At 54.8% G+C, this 19637-nt stretch carries 15 protein-coding genes; 3 read left to right on the plus strand and 12 right to left on the minus strand.

All coding sequences use genetic code 11. The features are described 5' to 3' along the window. Positions 1-25: 25 nt before the first annotated feature. Both JFT81_RS01570 and JFT81_RS01575 read right to left on the minus strand, forming a co-directional pair. Positions 26-2299: a P-loop NTPase fold protein gene (locus JFT81_RS01570; protein WP_201225828.1), complete on the minus strand. Its 2274-nt coding sequence runs from the start codon at positions 2297-2299 to the stop codon at positions 26-28. A 67-nt stretch (positions 2300-2366) separates the two neighbouring features. Continuing rightward, entirely contained in the window at positions 2367-3329 is a 963-nt protein-coding gene (locus JFT81_RS01575; protein ID WP_201225829.1) for a DNA-binding protein, read from the minus strand. Between the two features lie 78 nt (positions 3330-3407). On the opposite strand from JFT81_RS01575, the gene JFT81_RS01580 reads away from it, so the two are divergent. Further along, complete coding sequence (locus JFT81_RS01580; RefSeq protein ID WP_201225830.1) at positions 3408-4535, plus strand: site-specific integrase; 1128 nt, start codon at positions 3408-3410, stop codon at positions 4533-4535. Positions 4536-4669: 134 nt separating this feature from the next. Here JFT81_RS01580 and JFT81_RS01585 read toward each other — a convergent pair whose 3' ends face one another. The 5 genes from JFT81_RS01585 to JFT81_RS01605 form a co-directional block, all read right to left on the minus strand. Next, complete coding sequence (locus tag JFT81_RS01585) at positions 4670-5224, minus strand: AAA family ATPase (protein ID WP_122545103.1); 555 nt, start codon at positions 5222-5224, stop codon at positions 4670-4672. Between the two features lie 5 nt (positions 5225-5229). Beyond that, positions 5230-5883 (minus strand): hypothetical protein, encoded by a 654-nt coding sequence (locus JFT81_RS01590; protein WP_150742153.1) that lies wholly within the window; start codon positions 5881-5883, stop codon positions 5230-5232. 12 nt (positions 5884-5895) lie between these two features. Then, complete coding sequence (locus JFT81_RS01595; RefSeq protein ID WP_201225831.1) at positions 5896-7506, minus strand: adenylosuccinate synthetase; 1611 nt, start codon at positions 7504-7506, stop codon at positions 5896-5898. 35 nt (positions 7507-7541) lie between these two features. Then, positions 7542-8852, minus strand: coding sequence for an ImmA/IrrE family metallo-endopeptidase (locus JFT81_RS01600; protein ID WP_163023015.1), 1311 nt, complete (start codon positions 8850-8852; stop codon positions 7542-7544). A 664-nt stretch (positions 8853-9516) separates the two neighbouring features. Next, complete coding sequence (locus JFT81_RS01605; RefSeq protein WP_241088120.1) at positions 9517-9744, minus strand: helix-turn-helix transcriptional regulator; 228 nt, start codon at positions 9742-9744, stop codon at positions 9517-9519. Positions 9745-10816: 1072 nt separating this feature from the next. On the opposite strand from JFT81_RS01605, the gene JFT81_RS01610 reads away from it, so the two are divergent. Next, positions 10817-11494, plus strand: coding sequence for a DUF5710 domain-containing protein (locus JFT81_RS01610; RefSeq protein WP_201226675.1), 678 nt, complete (start codon positions 10817-10819; stop codon positions 11492-11494). A gap of 91 nt (positions 11495-11585) precedes the next feature. After that, positions 11586-14198 carry an NERD domain-containing protein/DEAD/DEAH box helicase gene (locus tag JFT81_RS01615; protein WP_201225832.1) on the plus strand — a complete coding sequence of 871 codons (2613 nt, stop codon included), beginning with the start codon at positions 11586-11588 and terminating at the stop codon, positions 14196-14198. Between the two features lie 209 nt (positions 14199-14407). Here the strand turns inward: JFT81_RS01615 and JFT81_RS01620 are convergent, their stop codons facing one another. From JFT81_RS01620 to JFT81_RS01640, 5 genes are all read right to left on the minus strand, one after another. Beyond that, entirely contained in the window at positions 14408-14599 is a 192-nt protein-coding gene (locus JFT81_RS01620) for a hypothetical protein (RefSeq protein ID WP_201225833.1), read from the minus strand. A gap of 90 nt (positions 14600-14689) precedes the next feature. Continuing rightward, the gene (locus JFT81_RS01625; RefSeq protein WP_201225834.1) at positions 14690-15742 is read right to left on the minus strand and encodes a TniQ family protein; all 1053 of its coding nucleotides are present in this window, start codon (positions 15740-15742) and stop codon (positions 14690-14692) included. Next, positions 15717-16610: a TniB family NTP-binding protein gene (locus tag JFT81_RS01630; protein ID WP_201225835.1), complete on the minus strand. Its 894-nt coding sequence runs from the start codon at positions 16608-16610 to the stop codon at positions 15717-15719. Before JFT81_RS01630 ends, JFT81_RS01625 begins: the two co-directional genes overlap by 26 nt. A gap of 29 nt (positions 16611-16639) precedes the next feature. After that, on the minus strand, positions 16640-18484 hold the full coding sequence (locus JFT81_RS01635) for a Mu transposase C-terminal domain-containing protein (protein ID WP_201225836.1): 1845 nt from the start codon (positions 18482-18484) through the stop codon (positions 16640-16642). 215 nt (positions 18485-18699) lie between these two features. Beyond that, a complete protein-coding gene (locus JFT81_RS01640; protein WP_201225837.1) occupies positions 18700-19215 on the minus strand; it encodes a cupin domain-containing protein in 516 nt (171 codons plus the stop codon). Positions 19216-19637: the final 422 nt, after the last annotated feature.

Below are 19637 nucleotides of genomic sequence, written 5' to 3' on the forward strand. Positions count from 1 at the left end.
GGCAGTTGCCAGGGTTCAAGCTGCGCTAATCATTCCACTCTGCAGTCTCGCTTCGCGCGGGGTGGGCCAAGGCTTCTTTGACCAATCCTAATATCTGCGATGCGTCGGCACTCAACTCACCTGTGTCGAGCCGCGCGACCCAATCCGCACAGCACTCCTTTCCCAGCAACTCGTCCAGTGAGTGCAGCGATATTTCGTCGATATGGGTCACGCCATCGCCACTATACCGACTGCGAGTGTTGACCAACGTTTGTGCGAACTGGAGAAATCGTGTGGTCGAGGTGATGTGCCTCTCGCTCCAGCGACGCCCTTCGTCCCCACCCTCACCATAGCGATTCAGGTCGTACAGGTAGGACTCGAAATCCGGATTCGCCAAGAAGGCCTCAGGGTCGCGTTCGGCTAACTCGCGTAAGTTGCAGAGATAGGCACTTTTCAACTGCTCTAGCCCAGCATCATCCAGACAGCCGAAATCAGCCTTGCGCCGAAGCGCATATTCAGATGCTAAAAGCTGCTCCACGACGACGAGCCCTGGGCCAACCGCAAAAGCCTCGATGACTAGTTGGCTGCGTGCGGCCTCGTCGTCATGTCGCAGCAGAAACAGCCGCAGCAGACGAACGACCTGTTGGCGAGGCGACCAGTTGGTGAAGGACATACGGCGACCCACTACGTCTCCTGCCTGCAACAACGTCTGCACCACCGCCAATGACAGTTCGAGGGGGAACTCATCCACCAAACCGAACAACCGCTGAAGAATCTCCGCTTGGCGATCCTCCTCATGACTTGCCAGAAGTGTGGTGAAGGGCCCTGAATCGACGATACGTCGAGCCAACTCGTGCAATAGCGAATTAGGCACATCTTGCTCGGGCACTGACAGTTCGAAATAGCGATCAAACACGTCATCGCAGCAGACCCGCGAATTGATAAGCCAGCGAAGCTGTGTCTGCCGGTCGTATTCAGTGTTTTTGAACACCCAGTCCAGAGTCGGAAACATTTCCTGCAGCAATTGTCGGGTGGCAGGCTTATGAGTGGACGGGGCCAAAAAGACCAAGTGGTTGATCACCTGATTGATACGGGCCCGCTGCGGCTCGTCCTGTCGCGCAAATGGCTCATTGTTGGTCAGCAATGCTTTGTGCCGAGGCATATCCGCATAGGTCTCCGGGGCAAAAACGCGCAAGCACTCCAGAGCGAACAAATCTACCGCGTTGACCTCGGCCACCTCCGTGCCGCGCAAGAGACGGCAGTGGAACGCCAAGGTCGACGCGTAGCGGTAGACGTGGCGTAAGTTGCCGAAAAACGGTCGCATTCCGCGCTGGAACATCTGATCCCAATAAGCTTTATCGAAGCGCTGCTGCAATTGCTGCTCATTGGCCAAAATCGCATCCAGTTTGCCAGACAGGACCGCCTCCAACTGCCCGGAAGAAATGGCCGGCACACTGAACGGAACCTGAATGATCTTTTCCAGGTAGTCCGCGCCGTCAAAGCCCGCTCGCTGTAGCCCTTGCTCGACGGTGTCGCGCTGGAACAACAGGAGAAACACCACATTGGCAAAATCCATGTGCGCCTTGACCAACTGGAACATAGCTTTCAACTGTTCAGCCGACAACCGATCCAGATCGTCGAGCACGATCAAAAGCGGCTTCTGCCGCGCGCTGAGCAACTTCTGCAGCTCCGCGCGGATCTGGCTGAGTGTCAGCTCGCTGTCTTTGGCCTCCTGATCGAGGTTTTTCGACCGCTTCGTGCACCATTCAGCAGCCTGTTTCAACCAAGGAGCAAGGCTGCCGAGCCAGCTGACGGCGCTAACCGTCCAGATAGTCACCTGCGCAGCAGTCCCCTCTGCCACACTGCCCAACGCGGTTGTCACCAAGGCTGAGCCGAGCAGTATCGGCGCCCATTTGGCGGTACCGCTGAGCACGGCAGCGCCGGCATTCAGGCGATGCTCATAACGACGCAACACCTTGGCCAGTTGCTTGTCAGCCTCGGTAGGATTCTTGCGCTGAACGACTCGAGAGATTTCCTCGAAGAAGGCGCTGCTCAATTTATCTTGACCGGCCCACTGCCAAGGGTTGAATTCGATCACCTGGGAACCTTGGATTGCAGCCAACTGTTCAAGGGCCATATTTTTGATGGAGCTCTTGCCGCTCCCCCAACTGCCCGTCAGGCTAATGACCAGGCTCTCCTGATTCTTCCAAGAGCTGATTGCCAGCGCCAGGCGCTGGGCAAAGCCTGCGCGGTCGAGCAGGTCGTGTTGTTGCATCGCGATCGGCCGGTCATGGGCAAACTGCAGGTCATCATTGGTCATCAGCGGCTCCTAGGCAAACCTTGGTTTCATGTCGTTCGGTGCGGCGACACTGAGGTGGTGCCGCCGATCAAGGTCGATTGCGCTGATCCTTGCTCTGCAATGTGTCTCGCAATTGAGCTAACTGAGTTTCGAGGGTGTCAGCGCGCGCCTGTTGCGCAATGGCGTTGCGCTGAGCCTCGGCTAGCCCCTGCTGCGCCGCCTCGGCGCGTGCTTGCAAGGCGGCTCGTTCCTGGCCGCCCTGTTCCGCCGCGAGTTCAGCGCGCGCTTGCTGGGCTGCGGCCTCGCGCTGACACTCGGTCAGTGCCGTGCGGCAGACTTCCAGCGTTTGCTGAATATCCTTCAACTGGCGCTTCAGTTCGCGCATCTCTACCTGGCGCGACTTGCCTTCTTCCCGCGCTCGGTCGACTTCGCGATACGCTCGCTCCTCAATGCCGCGCACATACAACTCCTGCGCCGCCCGCTTCTGGTCGGCCTGCTGCTGCAGCATTTGCAGCTGCAGTTGCGAAGCTTGCACCTGACCTTGTGCTTCGGCGCAGGACTGCTGCAGGCCACTGCGCTGCTCCTGCAGATCTTCAATCTGCGCCGTACGCTGTTCCAGCAACAATTCCAAGTCCGCCAACCGAGTCTCGCTCACTTGCTGTGCCGTCTGTGCGGCGACCGCATGTTGCCGAGCGAGTGCGGCGTCCTGACGAGCCTGGTCCTCCACGACGGCAACTCGCTCGCGCTCGGCGACCAAGACCTGACGTTGTTCGGACAACGCCTGCTCAGCAACGCCCTGTGCCAGATGGATCGCCTGTTGCCACACGGCGACAAAGGCCTGCGAGACCTCCGCCGGCAACGTCGGCAGGCGAGTCTCGCCGCTCAGCCTTTCGGACAGCCTCGCCCACCATTGATCGAGCAAACCACCGACGCGAGCCGGACTGCCGCGCCCCAGCTCCAGGCGGACACGTTCAACCGTTGGCCGTTCTCCACGGGCCAACACCGCATCCGCGGCGGCAAACACGTCGTTTTCCGGTACCCCTACCGCCATGGCTCACCTCTGGCTATATTAGGTCTGATAATTAAAGATTATCCGACGTTATTTATTAATTTATGGATTTATCATACGTTGAACGTATTAAATATTACAGACCAGTTGCCCTTGGTCGACGAATCGCCGCTGGACCTGCATGTTCTTGCCGAAAACGCCCGGTACGCCGCAGCCGCCTTTATCGCCGCCGGCACTGCGACCAACACCGTGCGCAGCTACCGCAGCGCCCTGACCTACTGGTCGGCGTGGCTGCAACTGCGCTACGGTCACGTGCTGGGCGATGCGCCACTCCCCGCGACCGTGGCTGTGCAGTTCGTCCTGGATCATCTGGCCCGGCCGCTGGCCGACGGTACCTGGGCGCACATGCTGCCGCCGGCGGTCGACGCGGCGCTAGTGACCGCGCGAGTCAAGGGCGGACTGGGGGCGCTGGCCTTCAACACCGTCAGTCACCGCCTTTCGGTGCTCGGCAAATGGCATCAGCTCAACGGCTGGGACAATCCGTGCGAAGAACCGGAGCTGAAGACCTTGCTGCGCGACGCACGCAAGGCCCAATCACGCCAGGGAGTCAGCGTACGTAAGAAAACCGCGATTGTGCTTGAGCCGCTGCAGGCACTGCTGGCCACCTGCACCGATGGCGTGCGCGGGAAGCGTGACCGCGCCCTGCTCCTATTAGCCTGGAGTGGTGGTGGCCGACGACGTTCCGAGGTAGTTGGCTTGCAGATCGGCGATGTGCGTCGCCTGGATGCTGACACCTGGCTGTATGCCTTAGGCACTACCAAGACCGACACCGGCGGCACCCGGCGTGAAAAACCGCTGCGCGGCCCCGCCGCTCAAGCGCTGACCGAGTGGCTGAAGGCTGCGCCTGCAGAGTCGGGGCCGCTGTTTCGACGCCTGTATAAGGGTGACAACGTGGGAACGGCAGGCTTATCAGCTGACCAAGTGGCGCGCATCGTTCAGCGTCGTGCAAAACTGGCTGACTTGGACGGCGACTGGGCAGCGCACAGTTTGCGCTCAGGGTTCGTGACCGAGGCCGGTCGCCAGGGGGTACCACTGGGTGAAGTGATGGCGATGACCGAGCACCGCAGCGTGAGTACGGTAATGGGCTACTTTCAAGCCGGTGCACTGCTCGAAAGTCGAGCCACGACCCTACTCAAGTCATCCACCGCTGATGACGAAGAACCTCCGGAAGGTAATCACCCAAGGTGAGTGGGCGGAACACTTACTATCCCAATACCGACTAATCAGTTGATCGTATCGGTGGTGCGCAGTTGCAACAGTCAACAATCGGCCAGAAGCGCCCCTAAGGCAGCAATACCCTCGGCCATTAAGGCAGGTACCAGTCAACTGCCCGGATTGGACCATTTTGCAACTATGTCAGCGGCCTTTTCGCTGGTTAGCGCTTCAAGTTCCACGACCCGGTCAGCAATCTGTGAAAGGCCGCGCGCCGAAATTTCGTTGGGATGATTTATGGCGTCCTCATAAGAAATGCCATCCTCCTGGCGACTTCTCGTGTCGTAACGTTTTTTCAGGACGGACTCAGGACAAGTGAAATGAACATGCGTGACTACTGATCCAAAGTAGTCGCGAAACAGTCTGACCTGTTCCGCTTTTCGCACCGAGTCCACGACCCAAAGGTGTTGCTCAGGCGTCGCCGCTATCTGAGGGAGGGCGACATTTTTCACGATCCAACTGTATTGAGTCTCTAGGTCCAGGGCATCGCCTAGGCTCTGAAGGTTAGCTCGTTCGATGGTAATTCCCCGGCGTTCCGCGAGTTGTCTAAGGTAGGGACTTGACTGCACGGCAGCATACCCATGCCGGGCGATCAGGGCCTTGCGGATTGAAGTTTTCCCCACCGCCAGTGGCCCGCTGATGAGAAGGACGCAGAGATTGTTCATCGCGGCTATACGCCTATGTGGCCCAAAACGGTTTGCCCCTGTATCGAACGAACCTCGATCACATAGTCCTTGATGTTCGGGATAGAGTAGTCCGTGACCACTTCCACCACCTTCTTGACCGGTGCCCCAGACCTGGGTTTTACCGGGTAGTCACTGATGCTCATGAAATCCTCAAGGCCTCGCGCGTGAGGCATGGGAAACGTGTTACCCGAGTTCATGCGGCACACCATGATTTTCTCCGCGTAATCTCTGACCAGCGACGCCGTATCGATAGTCAGCACGTCATGGGTGAGCCTTTTGTAGCTGCGCGCATTGAGCAGTTTGAACAGCCGGTGTTCCTCTGCCCACATAAAAACTTTGCTGTTGATCAGCTTGTACCATTGGCTTGGCGTGGTTCCATCGATCAGCGCGTCTTCAAGGCGCTTGGGCGGCATAGGGATCTGATCCCTGAGCACGATAGCGTTGCCTAGTGGCCCTACCGTAACCTTGCTAGGCCGGTGCTGGGCCTCCAAAACCAGGCGTTGAGGCCCAGCAATACCATACCGATCCAGCACTGCGAGGGTGCTCAGCAAGCCGTGCTGTTTAATAGAGGGCCAGGTGCCGGCTTCGGCCATGTGGTACAAGCGAGGGTAATGGGCGATAAAGGTCTCTAGCTGCATGATGATCCTTGGTTACCACATTCTTCTATCAATGATGTTTCTTTCATTAAACGCGGTTGAAATCATGGAAACAGGAATTCCACTGACCTTCTCGATCTCTTCAATAAAGCGCAGGGTTTGGTCAGAAAGCTGCTCATAGCGAAAGGCAGTTCGGTTCTTGATATCGATGTAGTCCGCAAAGGTTAAGGCGATATCCGTCGGACCATTGAGGATCAACGACCTTCTCAGTTGGGCCCAGTCAAACTCCGCGACTCGGCGTGGCCGATGCGACACCGAGCCAACTTCCGTTTGCGCGAACTCTGCTACCGGAATGCCTGAACGTTCGGCGATGTCGCTGAATTCGATGGGTTGGCTCATGAAACCGGAAGACATTCCCGTCACCGAATCACCGACACGGATGGGATAGGTTCGGCAGACCATCATCACCTTTCTCACGTGCCTGGGTGACAAGCCGGCTTCGGATAAGCACGCGGCGGCCGTCGTGGCCCTGGAGGTCACGTGCGGGTAAAAGCCGTGGTGAAGGCTGAGCGAGGTCCCTTGAGTCCCTTCAAGCATCACCCTTTTTCCGCCCGACAGGCAGGTTGCAAAAAACTCCACGGAGTCTCGTATGTAATGCTTAAGGCGGGGAATATCTTTAGCCAGGCGAACTTTCGAATCGGGGACCCTCTCGAGGATTTTCCTGGCCGTGGCACTCCCAATCCCTTGAGCCGTCGAGCCAATCGCCGTCTTAAGAACCTGCTCCTCCCACACAATGTCCGCCTGGTCAATAATCATCGCTTGTGGATCAATGATCACCTTGTCAAAGGTGAGTGCCAGCTCGGTTATTTCTCGCAGCAGCACGTCCAAGCTGATCACGGCGCCGGCGCCGATGACTAGGGTGGCGTCTTTATTGCCCAGCGCGCCGGAGGGCAGCTGCCGAAAGGTGTAGGGCTGGTCGTCAATCCGATAAACCTTGTGCCCAGCATTGGGACCACCGACGCGGACGAGCACGTCGTACTCAGGGGCCAGATAGTGGGCAATGTTGCCTTTGCCCTCGCTCCCGTATTGCCCGCCCACCAACACATCGACCATGGGCTGCGCAATGATGGGACGGTTTTCCAGTCGAGCAATCACTCGCGCGTAGACGTCGTCACGATTACAGCGATCACTGTCAATCACCACGTCTGCGATTTTCGCCAAGCCGTTAGAGTGACGCTCGGTCGAAAAACCCGCCACTTCGTCATAGCCAGCCGTCTCTGCGGCGCTGCCACGTTGCTCATAGCGATTGGCAAGTACGTGCTCACTGGCCTGCAGATGAACGTGGATCACCAACCAGCCGCTATGCCGTAGAAACTTAATTTGCTCAGCCGACCTGACCGCATCGACAACCACCAGGGTCAGGTCTTTGTCGTTGATCAAACGTGAGCTGAGCGTATTGGCGAGCCAGCCACCGTTGGTCAATCGGTCAAGCCTTAGGCCCGCATTATGGCGAGCTCTGCGAGAGGTGCCCGTGCTCGGGATAGCGTCCTTAATCAAGTCTTTCGTCTTGATCAGTTTTGCCCCCGCCTTCGCTACCAAGAGCTGAGCTAACGTAGTTTTCCCGGCGCCGACACGGCCAGATAACACGATGGCTTTGGGTTTCATCCGACTTCCTTGACGGTAGGCTCAAGCGCTTAGGCTTAGGCAGGCAGTTGATAAACAGTTGTTCGAACGCCCTTGTCAACCAACTCTTCCGTGATGAGCTCTTTAATCACCTCCCAGTTTGCCCCCCCGTGCCCTGTCCCGACTCGGGGCATATGGACAGAGGCACCAATCTCAAGGGCTTTTTCTCGCACTTGGGACAGACAGGAGGCGAAGGCGGCATAGCTCAGACGCTGGCCTTTTATCGTGCCGTACCCTTTCTGCGCCACCATGTGCGCAAAGCTGATCCCATTACGATGTGCCCCAATGTAAACCTGGCCAAGTGCAGGAATGCGGTCTGCGGCCACGGTTTCTGACTTGTATTGGTTCCAGACGTTAGGGAACTGTTTTTTTACCTGGTGCGCAAACCCACGTCCGCCCCATTGTGCTGGAGTGTTAGGCACCACATGGGCGATAAGCCTCGGGCCGCTGCCGTGGGGTGACAGGACATCCCCCACCACTTCACTTAACGACGGATGATTGAACTCGGTGTCTTGATTGGGACGAAGAATACCGACGACTCGTGGGACCAGGCTTCCAGGGTAGGGAGCGAGGCCCATGCATTCGATTCGGTAACTATTGCCCTGCAGCTCTTCGTCGCCAATCGACGTGAACCCAATTGCACTGGCTTCAGAGACGACGCCTTCGTTGGCAAAGGATTGCCCGGGTCTGATCGGGCAACTCCAGCCTGGGGCCGGAATGACGTAATCGACTCGATAGGCATTATCCTCCGGATGGAAAGAGGCGCAAAACGCCGCACTGGGCGATGTGGCGAGCTTAATGCTTCGTATAAGGCACGCCTCGACCGATACATCGAAGGTTTTTCTGATCTCTGCCACTTGGCGAATGGTCGGGACACTGTCCGCCAACTGGGGAAAACTTCCCAATGGCATCAGCAGCTCTGCGGCGCCGATATTGCACAGCACTTCAAGCTGCCAGTTGTCTCGCCGACTCGCCGTGTCGCCGTTACGGTGGCGGACTTCTTCACTGCAGTCGGCAAACAACGAGTGAGCGACTTCGTGGGCGATGGAGAATCTCAGCCGGCCGCGAGGACGCATGGGATTGTACTCCAGCACCAGGTGACCACTGTCGAGTGGGCGCAGACGGGCGTCGGGAATATCTCCGCGAGCTTCCGTGCGGATATTGAGCAAAGTGGCAAGCGCGAGAGGGTCAAAGGGGGGGCCGCCCCAACCATCGTCCATTGCCTGAAGGACCAGTTGGCGGGCGCGACTTTCCATCGCTATGACAGGATCTTCACCCTCGGCAAAGCTGAGCACCGAAGGGTTGGTCCAGGTAAATTGGGCAGTCATAGAGAAACGCTTCCTGAGGGCTGCAGCTGAGTCGACACATCCATTGTCGCTTGTCTCCATAACTGGGTGAAGTGCTCATATGTCCGTATCAATCGCCCGCTTCGGCGAAAAGCCTTGCCACTGAATTGCCCAGCCGCACTGTTCGGGGGCTGTGAGCGAAAAAGGTCAGCGCGTCGACAATGCCAGATCGGACTGGGTTCCGACAAGCGGTTCTCGCTAGCCAAGGATCCGGCGCGGGGTGACCACGCGAGGGCTTGCCAGCGCGCCGGCGGCGATCAGCCAACGCCCCGCCTGCTATTCGCCCCGCGCCTTGTTAAGCCACGTCCGCTTCACCCCTCAAGCCCCTTGCTAGCAACGTCGATTCATCCTGGGAGCGAAGCGCCGGCATTGTTAACACTCCATTTTAGCCCGCCGCTACGCCGGCGAGTTGTCCAAACGCCGCAAGATGTTGTTCAAAAGCTCCAGCAGCGCTTTGCGCCTGTGTTCGTTCTCTCGAAGACGGCGAACGTGGCGATTATAGGTTCAGTGACGATCGGTCAGTCGTTTGGCCTCCCAGAACACTTGGACCAACTCACATGGAAGAACCAGATAGCCCAACCTGAGCTGCGGTGAGAGAGCTTTGGAGAAGGTACCGACATAAATGACGCGAGCATCCGCACCTTGCTTAAGTCAACTGCCCTCGAATCGTCTCAAAAAGCTCTTCCAGCGTATCGCCTGACTGAACCCTAAAACATTCTACAAGCAGGCTTAGGGGGTGAACCTCCATCCTGTCTGCGAGCTGGGTCACCTTTTCCAAGGTGACGCCCTTCATACCTCGCTCCAAACTACTGATGTAGGTTCGGCTGCTGACCAGGCCAAAGTCTTCTTGCGTGAGCCCTTTGCGTAATCTCATATTCCGTAGGGCCTCTGCGAATGCTTCCTTCAATTCCATTTTGCTCACCATGCAAAAGGAACGATGAAGCCTTTTTGAATCCTATAGCACTACAATCTATAGGGCTCATTGAGGATTGATTATGGTTAAGCCAGCAAATACGAAAAGCGCTTTGCACGAGACGGCTCGTGTCTACGTGGCAGTGCTAGATGAGTTAGATCGCGACGCCCGCGTCCAGATAAAGGGTTTTGATTGCAGCACTGGATTGGTGAGATTCTTAGATGATTGCAACCGCGATGGCTCTCAATCTTGCATTGTGGATGTTCAGATGGCGTTACCGCCTTGGCTCAATGCTACAGGCCGTTGGATCGTCCAACCTCTCATAGCCATAGCCCACGGGCGGTTCCAGGCACCGGGTGGACGCGTGCGAACGAAATACATTTTCCAGGTCACCTCCGGATTCATGTATACCGACGACGCGCTGGTTTTCCCTTTAAATATCCAAGAGTGCACAATCTTATACAAGATGGGTGATCCCCCAGGCTTCGGTCAGCAACCGCACCTAGAGCCACACCAGCATCAAATATCCGCACTCATCGAAAGATCATTAAACGCAGCTAATGGCGTTCAATAGATACTCATTGCAGTCGCCACCCCCACCCTTGCGCGGGGTGAGCCGCTATGCACCTTAGCAAGTGCCGGCAAGCACGGTGATTGAGCAACGACTGCGGGGGGCCTCTCAATGGCATCGCCAATTTGTACTTACAGATCGATCAAGCGACTCCGTACCCTGGCGTCATCTGGAGCAATGAAGCCCCTGGTATTCGGCGAAGTTGCGGAGACTGAGGAATCCCAGAGTCGCTTAGTGATTAATGCCCGGCCGGATGCCGTCTACCCCAGAGCTTCTGAGGTCCTCATCTTCAGAATCCGGCCACCATTTCCAGCATTTTCCCGGGATCGATGAACTGTAGTTGCTGCAAAAGAGCAATACTGATATCACGTGTTTTTTTGAGATACTGGGTCCATGAATCTAGCCGGAGCGCTCTGGCGCTGGGCCTAGTGGCTCATGGTGCGAAGGAAGTAAGGAACAGGAATGGCAAGGATTGATCTAAAAGTCCCCTTTGCAGAAAAAGACGAAGCGAAATCGCTCGGGGCCAAATGGGACGCAAGTCAAAAGACCTGGTACATCCCCGAAGGCGTCGATATTGGTCCACTGGCTCAATGGCTGCCGGTCACACAGCACGAAGATCTAGAGCACGGACCTGAATACAGCGTCAGAGCACCCTATTACTATGTCATGGAGTCGATATCGGACTGCTGGGGATGCTCCAATGTAACCCGCGTATATTCGTTCCAGCTGCCGGAGCAGCACGAGGAGTTCGACTACTACATCAATGAGGACTCAGATTTCGCACTGACCAGCAACCTTGGCGAATGGAAGTCCCACGGGTATCGCGGCACAGTTTCCAACGTCGACAGCATTTCCCCCTTGGTCACGAAGCAAATCCATCGCTTCACCAACCACTTCAAGCTGGCGTACAGCAAAGCCGTGGGCAGCCGCTACTGGATGAATCACTGTGAAAACTGCGGCGTGAAGCTCGGCGATTTCTTCATGCACAGCGAGCCTGGTGGGGCCTTCTTCCCTACTGCGCCTCATGAGGCTGAGCGGATAGCCCTCACCAGAATCAACGAACGGTTCGACGCACACTGTAGCGTTGGCTATGCATCAGAAGATTTTTTCGACTGGATGCAAATTCGCGAGCAACCCTGATCCCCCTACCCAGCTCCGCATTTTCCGAGGACCTGGCGAGATTCAGGTCCGCCTGCGGTATTGGAACCAGTAAGTAGAAGGCGCTGTATCGATGGCAAGGATGATTCCGGATAACGGACCACGCGGCACTGAGAGCAAAGGCGAGCGAGATCTCTACACCATCCTCAAAGCGGAGCTACCAAATGACTACGTTGTCATCCATAGCCTTCCCTGGCTCAGCTCCGCCGTAACAAAAGTTGACCCGCAGGCCAAGCCGACCGGTGAAATCGATTTTCTGATCATTCACCCTGACAAAGGGCTGCTCGTGCTCGAAGTTAAGAGCGGTGAATACGGCGTCAAGAACAACCGGTTTGTTCACCTTCACAAACAGTTTTCGATTGATCCCATCGGCCAGACGCGCAATAACGTCCACGGAATTGCCAAGTGGTTAGGGGCCGACCCGTTACTCCGATTACGTATTGGCTACGGATTTGTCTTCCCAGACTCCGATTTCGCAGGTAAGCCAGCGACGCCTGGAATGTTCGACATGACGTCCAATCCCCCGCATCCGCTCTATATTGACCATCGAGGGATGCTTAACGTGACGAAGCGCATCGTGGACCTAATGGACTATTGGAAAGTCACCCTGCGCAATTCTGACCTGGGCGAATATCGCGCTGCTCGCGTCATCGAATATCTCACACCAGAAATCGACGGCAAGCGCGGGTGGGCTAGTCGAATTTTCTACGACAACAAGGACTGGCTCCAACTAACCGAGGAGCAAAGTACGGTAGTCACCAGGGTGCTGAGGAACGAGACCTCGCTCGTGACCGGTTGGCCGGGCACCGGCAAAACGCTGATCGTCATCGAAACCGCTCGGCGATTGGTCTCCCAGAGGAAGAAGGTGCTGGTGGTTTCGTTCAACAACAAGCTCACGGACTACGTCCGCACCCAACTGGTTGATGCAAAGGGCTGTGATGTAGTGACCTGGCACGGTCTATGTGGGCAGGCGCGCAACGCTTTGGGCCGGACCAGTGAGCCTGGGCAAGAAGATGATTGGTACAGGCAGCAATGCGTGCTCGATCTGAAAGATGCCATTGAGCAAGGCCGCATGGCAGGTTATGGCGCATTGCTTGTCGATGAGTCTCAAGCCCTACTCCCCTCATGGTGCGAAACCCTCACCGATTGGTTCCATGACAAGCCTAAGGCGTTCTTCTGCGACGAGACGCAGGTCTTCCCGTACGAGCGTGAGAATATCCCCCTGCAAGGCTTGAGTAAGCTGCTCGGCGTAGATCCGTTTCCACTCACCATCATCCTACGGATGCCCAAGGCGGTGACAAGCATCCTGGAAGAGGTCGTGCCACCGAAACTTCAGCATTCGACTCCAAGGACGTTGGAGCACGACACCGCAGTCGAAATAATTAGCGCAGATCCATGCAAAGAAGCTTCCGACATTAGAAGAAAACTCATTGACAGCGGAGTTTCACCTGAAGACATTATTATTTTGCTGCCGAAATTCATTACCAGACAATATATCGAGTATTTGAAAAAAGAGCGTCCACGTTGTGAATACGTGACGAAATTCCGAGGCTTGGAGGCGCCGGTCATCTTGATCCTCGGTGCGGAAATGCTCGACACCACTGAGCTTTTCAGTGCCTATTCCCGTGCAACGTCAAAATGTATCGCCATTTACAATGCCTCCAGTGAAAGCTGGTCTAAAGCCGAAGCTTTCAGAGCCAGATTGAAAAGCATTCCTGCAAACCAAATACTTTTGCAAGAAGAAAAAAGTAAGCTGCGTATCGATAGCAGGGTGGCCCGCACCACGGAAAAGACGTCGCTGAATCTCGTCAGCCTTAACATTTCATGGGCCGAATCTTGGCGAGCCTGGCTAGTAGAATCCGACGACGATCAGTCTCTGGTGAAAATGTGGATCGCTTACCTGACGCACAAACTGCGTCAACCCATCTTTTTCTGGCCGAAAGGCTCGACGACTAATTTCTATTTAGCTAAGGCTAATACGTCATCGCCAGACTTTTCTGACTCCCCCGACTCTTATTCACCACAGAGCTTGACCTTTTATTCGTGCGAAGATTGCGGCGACTTAACCCCACACACGGACATCGTCAACCCGATCTGTAAGCTGTGTGAAACCAAGGAAGATAGGACGCCCTATCCAGATCAATCTGTCATGGATGCAATCCGTATGATGGATGGGTTGGTGTCTGGTGAGTTGGCTAAAAATCGTATCCGTGAACTGCAACCCGACTTGCCATTGAACATCGCCGCAGCAGCTTCGCTATTTCGTGCCGAACGAAAAATGATGCGTTCGAATGTACTCAAGGTCCAATTACCCGAAGGGCGTAGATTCTATTTGATCGCCTATATTTTCGTTCAGGTGCGAATTGCTACCGCAAAACCCAGAGCAGTAATGGACGTAAATGCCCTCGCAGACGAAATCTATGGCCGATTCAACAAGCTTCAATCCATTTCATCAGCTGAGTGGAGAAAGTTTTTCGCTAGCGCTATGGGCACGTTCTACTCAAAAGGCTACATGATAAAGATCAGCAAGGGCTTCTATTCCCCGGTTGAAGACGACCAAGCACCTGTACCCCAGAGGAACCGATTCGGCGGAAACAAGGCCACGGGAGACGATGGTATCGATGAGGATGGTGTGAGTGTGGTTAGCCACCACGAACTAGCCCCAGAGAGAATTGTAGAAGAATAACCCCGCTAAGGCGTATTACATGACCTATGTGAGGGCCCGCCCCCCACTTGGAAACTTCGACCTGGCCCAAGGCAGAGGCGCTCGGGCGTCACTGAGCAACAGCATCATCAAGAAAAAAGGGGAAGGCTCTTGATCAAATCTGAGCCTTCCGGCACTGAACTACCGATGCAAGCTCTAGCCCAAAGACCGCGAGGCAATCTGGCACGAGCTCACTCTTTTATAGCGGCCTGATCCCGAATCGCGGACGCTAGTTCCCTGAGGACATACACTATCCTTGAGCGCTCGCGCGGATCCTGCTCAGCTACGCTCTCGGCCAACCGTTCGGGTTGCTCCAGCAAGCGCTCCAGCGCGTCCCAGTCGTTAGCATTAAGCTCCAGCTCAATCAATAATTTGCGCGTCATAACACCCCCTAATAAAAAGTCACAAGTTCCTGCTCCGCGGCGTCCCGGCCAGCGACACCCAGTATGCGGGATACGCTCGGTTTACGTAGCCTAACGATCGAGCAGGTAGTGGAAGTGAGCACGCAGAGGAGCGCACCAGCACCCTGAGCGTTGTTGAAACCAAGCCAGATAACTGGGGACTCGCACCGCATCGCATAACATCCCCCTCCAAAGATGCTCAATCTGCCAATTATTGGGTTCACGCTGGCCGAGATACCAGATATGTGCGCACTTCGGCAACTTCAAAAACAAGCCGAGCAAGGCAAACATGGCCATACGGATGTCAGCGTTATGTTCGCGTATGTCTAGGCACAAAAAAGGCTCACAACCTGCTTCTGGCGACAGATCCGAGCGAAGAGAACACCACGATTTAATACCCAGGAGCTGGGCAATGTAGGAGCGTTGATCAACCGGATAGCTGCGCTTTTTGCCGATAATCGCTAGGACATCTGCCATGACCAGCTCGACCTCTGCGACACTCGCTGCAAGATCCACGTCACCAATGATGAAAGTTCTGCGCTGAACTGACGCCAGATACCACTCCTGAAAAGCCGAAGCCATCAGCAGCAGCCGTTTAAACATATCCCGACCCAGGTTCGACCGACGCTCAATCCGCCCTGAGAGCCTCCACCCTGCGAACGATAAATTTCGTAGGAACGATACCAACGCTGTTGGAGCCGAGGTACTGTCTTCTTCGTACAAAAGCAAACCGTGCACCGGGCACACGGTAAACCACCAGTAGAACCAAATGATTCGCGAGGTCGGCTGACGATCGCAGCAGAAATCATTGATGAGGCAAGCCATGCAAAACTGCCGGCGTTCCTCTGCTGGTGCTTTAAGCCAATCACTAGGCAAGGAAAATGTCCGTAGCAAGGACTCGCTTGTCAAACCCAAAGCCTCGGAAAAATCCTTCAACGCCTCCTCGGAACAAGGAATGTTTGCGTCCTGTATACCCCAGCGCTCAAGACAATCTGCGGCGCGCCTAAAGGGTGCAGGACTTTTGGCGCGCAGCCCCCTCCCCAGCCATGCCGAAAAAGCTTCACCAGGCACCGGTTTGAGTAGTCCGCCAAAGTGCGCATTACTCCTCATCGTCGAAGCGTTCAAGATAAGGCGGGATTTCCGCGGCCTTCTCCAGGCACGCTACGTCGATTTTTTCCTTGCAATCCAGAATGGCCCACACTGCCCCCCGGGTAATTCGCTTGACGATGGCATCGGTTATGCCGTCCGTGGCGTTGATGAGGAACTTAACCTTATCTTGCTGCCACAGCTCCGACGACTGCCTTAATGGCAGAGTGCCTTCGTAACCGGTTAGGAACGCTCTAAAGCTGTCGTTTTCTCTCCAACGTGGCAAGTCATACATCTGGAAGCGACGTTCAAGCTGAGCATCGCTACTGATGGCGTGCACGGCATCATCCACCCCGAAGGCAATGATCGACAGTGACATCGGTGGGCTACTCAGAGCCCGAAGGAAGGCCAAGTTCTTTCGTTGATCAATCCGTCCGGCGTTAAGCAGATTGTGCACTTCATCAATCAACACCAGGCGCAGCTTCCTCAAATGAGCCAGCATACAAAACGACTCAGGTACCAAACCGTTACGGATCTTACCAATTGGGACACCGAGCGCTTCACTGATGCTGTTCTCAAAGCAGTTCAGTGTAGGGTCAGAGGCCAAACTGAAGGAAATGCAGCTATAGGAGTCTGCATGTCTTTTTCTGAGAGTCGTCATGTCCGACTCTATTCTTTTGAAGAGGCTGGTTTTGCCCATACCAGGACGCCCGGAAATCATCATGCACTGCGCTTGGATTTTCGGTGGCATCTCATAGACTGCTCTGACCGCAGCTCTTATGGAAGCCACTTGAGGGTAGTTCACCCAGCAATCCTCATAAATATTTCTGATCCGCTCACTATCTCCGAGTAGCGCCAGCTGGCGACGGCTTGCTAACAGGTGTTCAAGGTTGAACTTGTCTTTCATCGATGCCTACCTCGTCAGCGGCCAATATCTCACTCTTCGACTGTATACGGCTCAGGCTTAACGCTGTAATTCACTGACTCAGGACTAGAAGGAAGCGCGACTTTTTCATTAAGGGGGTGGCCCGCATCGGTCGAGCGATTTCTTTTCCGCTCTCTCGTTTTTCGAACCTGCTTGTTCTTTGCAATGGAGGCATTAACTAATGCTTCATTTTTTGCGACCAAGTTAAATACTTCCGTCGCTGGGACCCTGCGCTCGCTCTCATCTTTGAGTTTTGCCCTCAGCCGCTTGAATTCCGAAAGCGTGGTGTTCGGCAATCGCAAGTCGGCATAACCCAGCTCTATGTAAGTTTGCTCCCCAGCGGGAAGCACCCACACTTTGCTTAATGACTCGGGGTCGTATCGAACAGTGCACTTTGTCCCGATGTCAAAGCGCTTCAGGGTCGAGGAGTAATAATCTATGGTATTAAGCCTGATGCCCGCCCTGCCGATTACTCGTTTCTTGACTGGCATAAAGTCAACCAGTAGGCGCATTCGATCTTCGACAATCGGCGGATACCAGTAGCTTCCATCTTTCTTTTGGAAATGCTTCTCCCACCTAAGCAGTGGCGAACAGCCGAGCGCAGAATGCGTCGTCTTGTGATAGATCTCGACCTCTCGGATGAACCACTCGCGAAACTCTGTAAACGACAAAGTCGCATGTCGCTCACTCTTGTAGTGGCCTTTTTCTTTGGCGGAGGACATGGTTGTGCCTGGCAACATATGAACTTTTCCCATCAGCGTGCCGATCAGGCGTTCGATGTGGGCCCCATTGTGGGGAGTGCCCCTAGGCCTGAACGTCAACTCTATCCCGTACTTCCGGCAACTGTCGGATAAATTCTTTGACCTGAACTCTTTTGCGTTATCAACGTGGATTCTTTTCGGCATGCCGTAGAACGGATACTCCTCACCCGTAAACCCATATGCCTTTAACCAGCGTTCCTTAGGGAGTATCGAATGGGAGATGCACAGCGCTACCGACATTGCCGACGGGTACGACAAGGACAAATAGAAGCCGAGTATCACCCGTGTATACACATCGATGGCGATGGTCACCCAAGGGCGCACCAAAGGGAGGCGTTGCTCGCTGTCTACGATGATGCAATCTACAAGGGCGTGATCTATCTGGATCAGATCCAATGGTGCCTCAGGCTGTACTTTTCCTCCCCGAATTTCGTAAGCCTGCCGTGCAGCTTTTGTTCCAGACTTCTTCGCCAGCAACGTACGTGGTCGGTGTGCTTTAATTCTGTTCGCAATGGTGGTTGGGCTTGGGGCCTGGATTGACATAGCCAGGCATCGCTCCGTGACTATGTCGATGATGCGCCGAGAGGTCACCCCAGGACCTCTGTAGTCCTCATCGATGGCTTCCTGAATGATGGCCTCGGCGTTCGCGTCGATTAATTTAGTTCCCTTAGATCTGCCGCGCTGCCGCGGTATCAAACTCAACGGCCCCAGATTAGTGTCTATCCTTGCTAAAAGCCGGTATACCTGTGCTGCGCTAAGTTTTAGTGCAGCCGTACACCGCGCCATCTCATCCTTAGGAATGAGCCTTTTGCCGGCTAGAGGTAATAGGACGGCAAACCGATCTGATGCCAACTTCAGATGGGTTTCATCTACATCCTTGATGCACGGTGCACTCCGTGCGGGATCATTCTCTTGGCACAGAGAAGTTGGAGGTCTTTTTAGCTCGAACTCGATTTCGCCAGGCGACACCGAGACCACTTCCCCTGAATTAATGTCGACGGCCTTTATCTTGGTTGATGATACCGCGGCGACAATTTCCAGCTTTTTATTGCCAACCAGTATTAGAGCGCCTTTGGTTATGCTTATTTGTTGCATGGGCTTACCCCACAGCAAAATATGCAAAAGTTGGAATGAATGTAGTTAAATCTGCAAAAACATCAAGAAGTCAGGCATAGCTGGCATTTGGGCTGTGTAAAACTCATGTTTTCCAATAGGATAAAGCTTTCGCGACATTAATAAATCTCGACAGATTTCAACCTACAGAATCGACCTGAATCCGAGCTACGGCGTTTCCTTGATTTCGACGCCGCTCAACCCTCACCACGCGTCAGCTTTTCAATCAGCGTTCGATGCTGTGGGAATTGCCGCGTGAGTTTCTGCCGATCAGCCATTTCCATATCGGCAAAATCAAATCCTGGCGAAACGGCTTCGCTGATCAGCCCAAATCCGTTCTCGCCGTCGAGCAACCGTGAAGCTTTCCAGATTCCACCCGGTACATGTAATTGCAAAAGCTGTCCTGCCAAAATGTCGCTGCCCATCACTAATGTCTGTAACGAACCATCCGCATGGATCAGGCTGTACTCAATGGCGTCGCCTATGTGGAAATAATGCAGGATGTCGGATCGATTGAAATGAAACTGGCCCACCGGTGATTGCCGATCCAGAAGATAGTAAATCGAGGTCATCAGATACCGTGGGCCGCTGGGGGTTTCGAGTGGGTCGCGATGATCTGCCTGATAGGTTCTACGGAAAAAACCACCTTCAAGGTGAGGTTCAAGATTCAACGTTTCAATGACGGCCTCAGCCTTGGCGCTAAACTCAATCATGGTGCCTTCTCCGTCGAATATGCTTCTAATTTCGTGTTAACTCGACTAAACGGCTATTTAGTAGAGTTATAGAAAAGCACGTCTGTGCCGGCCTTTTCGGATGTTTCCGGTGCATATTCGATAATCGCTGATCGCCAGAGTAAACAGCAATACTACAAGCTGTTACTCGACCATGGATTCAAGCGTTCTGGCCCATTATCAACGCTTTTCCGCCAATTCGGCCTTCAACACTGAGCGAGCCCTGAATAGCCTTCTGGTAGTGGCAACTTCAAGGGAAGTGTTGACTCTTGGCGACATCGAGATTGGCCTGACTACGTCACCCAGTTGAAAATCGGCACGTTGGTTGAGGGGATGAAGCCCCCTGCCCCCTGCCCCTCTACGAATAACTGACCGAGGTCGCGCGGCAGACTATTGCTCAATGG

The organism is Pseudomonas sp. TH43 (assembly GCF_016650635.1).
Taxonomy (GTDB): Bacteria; Pseudomonadota; Gammaproteobacteria; order Pseudomonadales; family Pseudomonadaceae; genus Aquipseudomonas.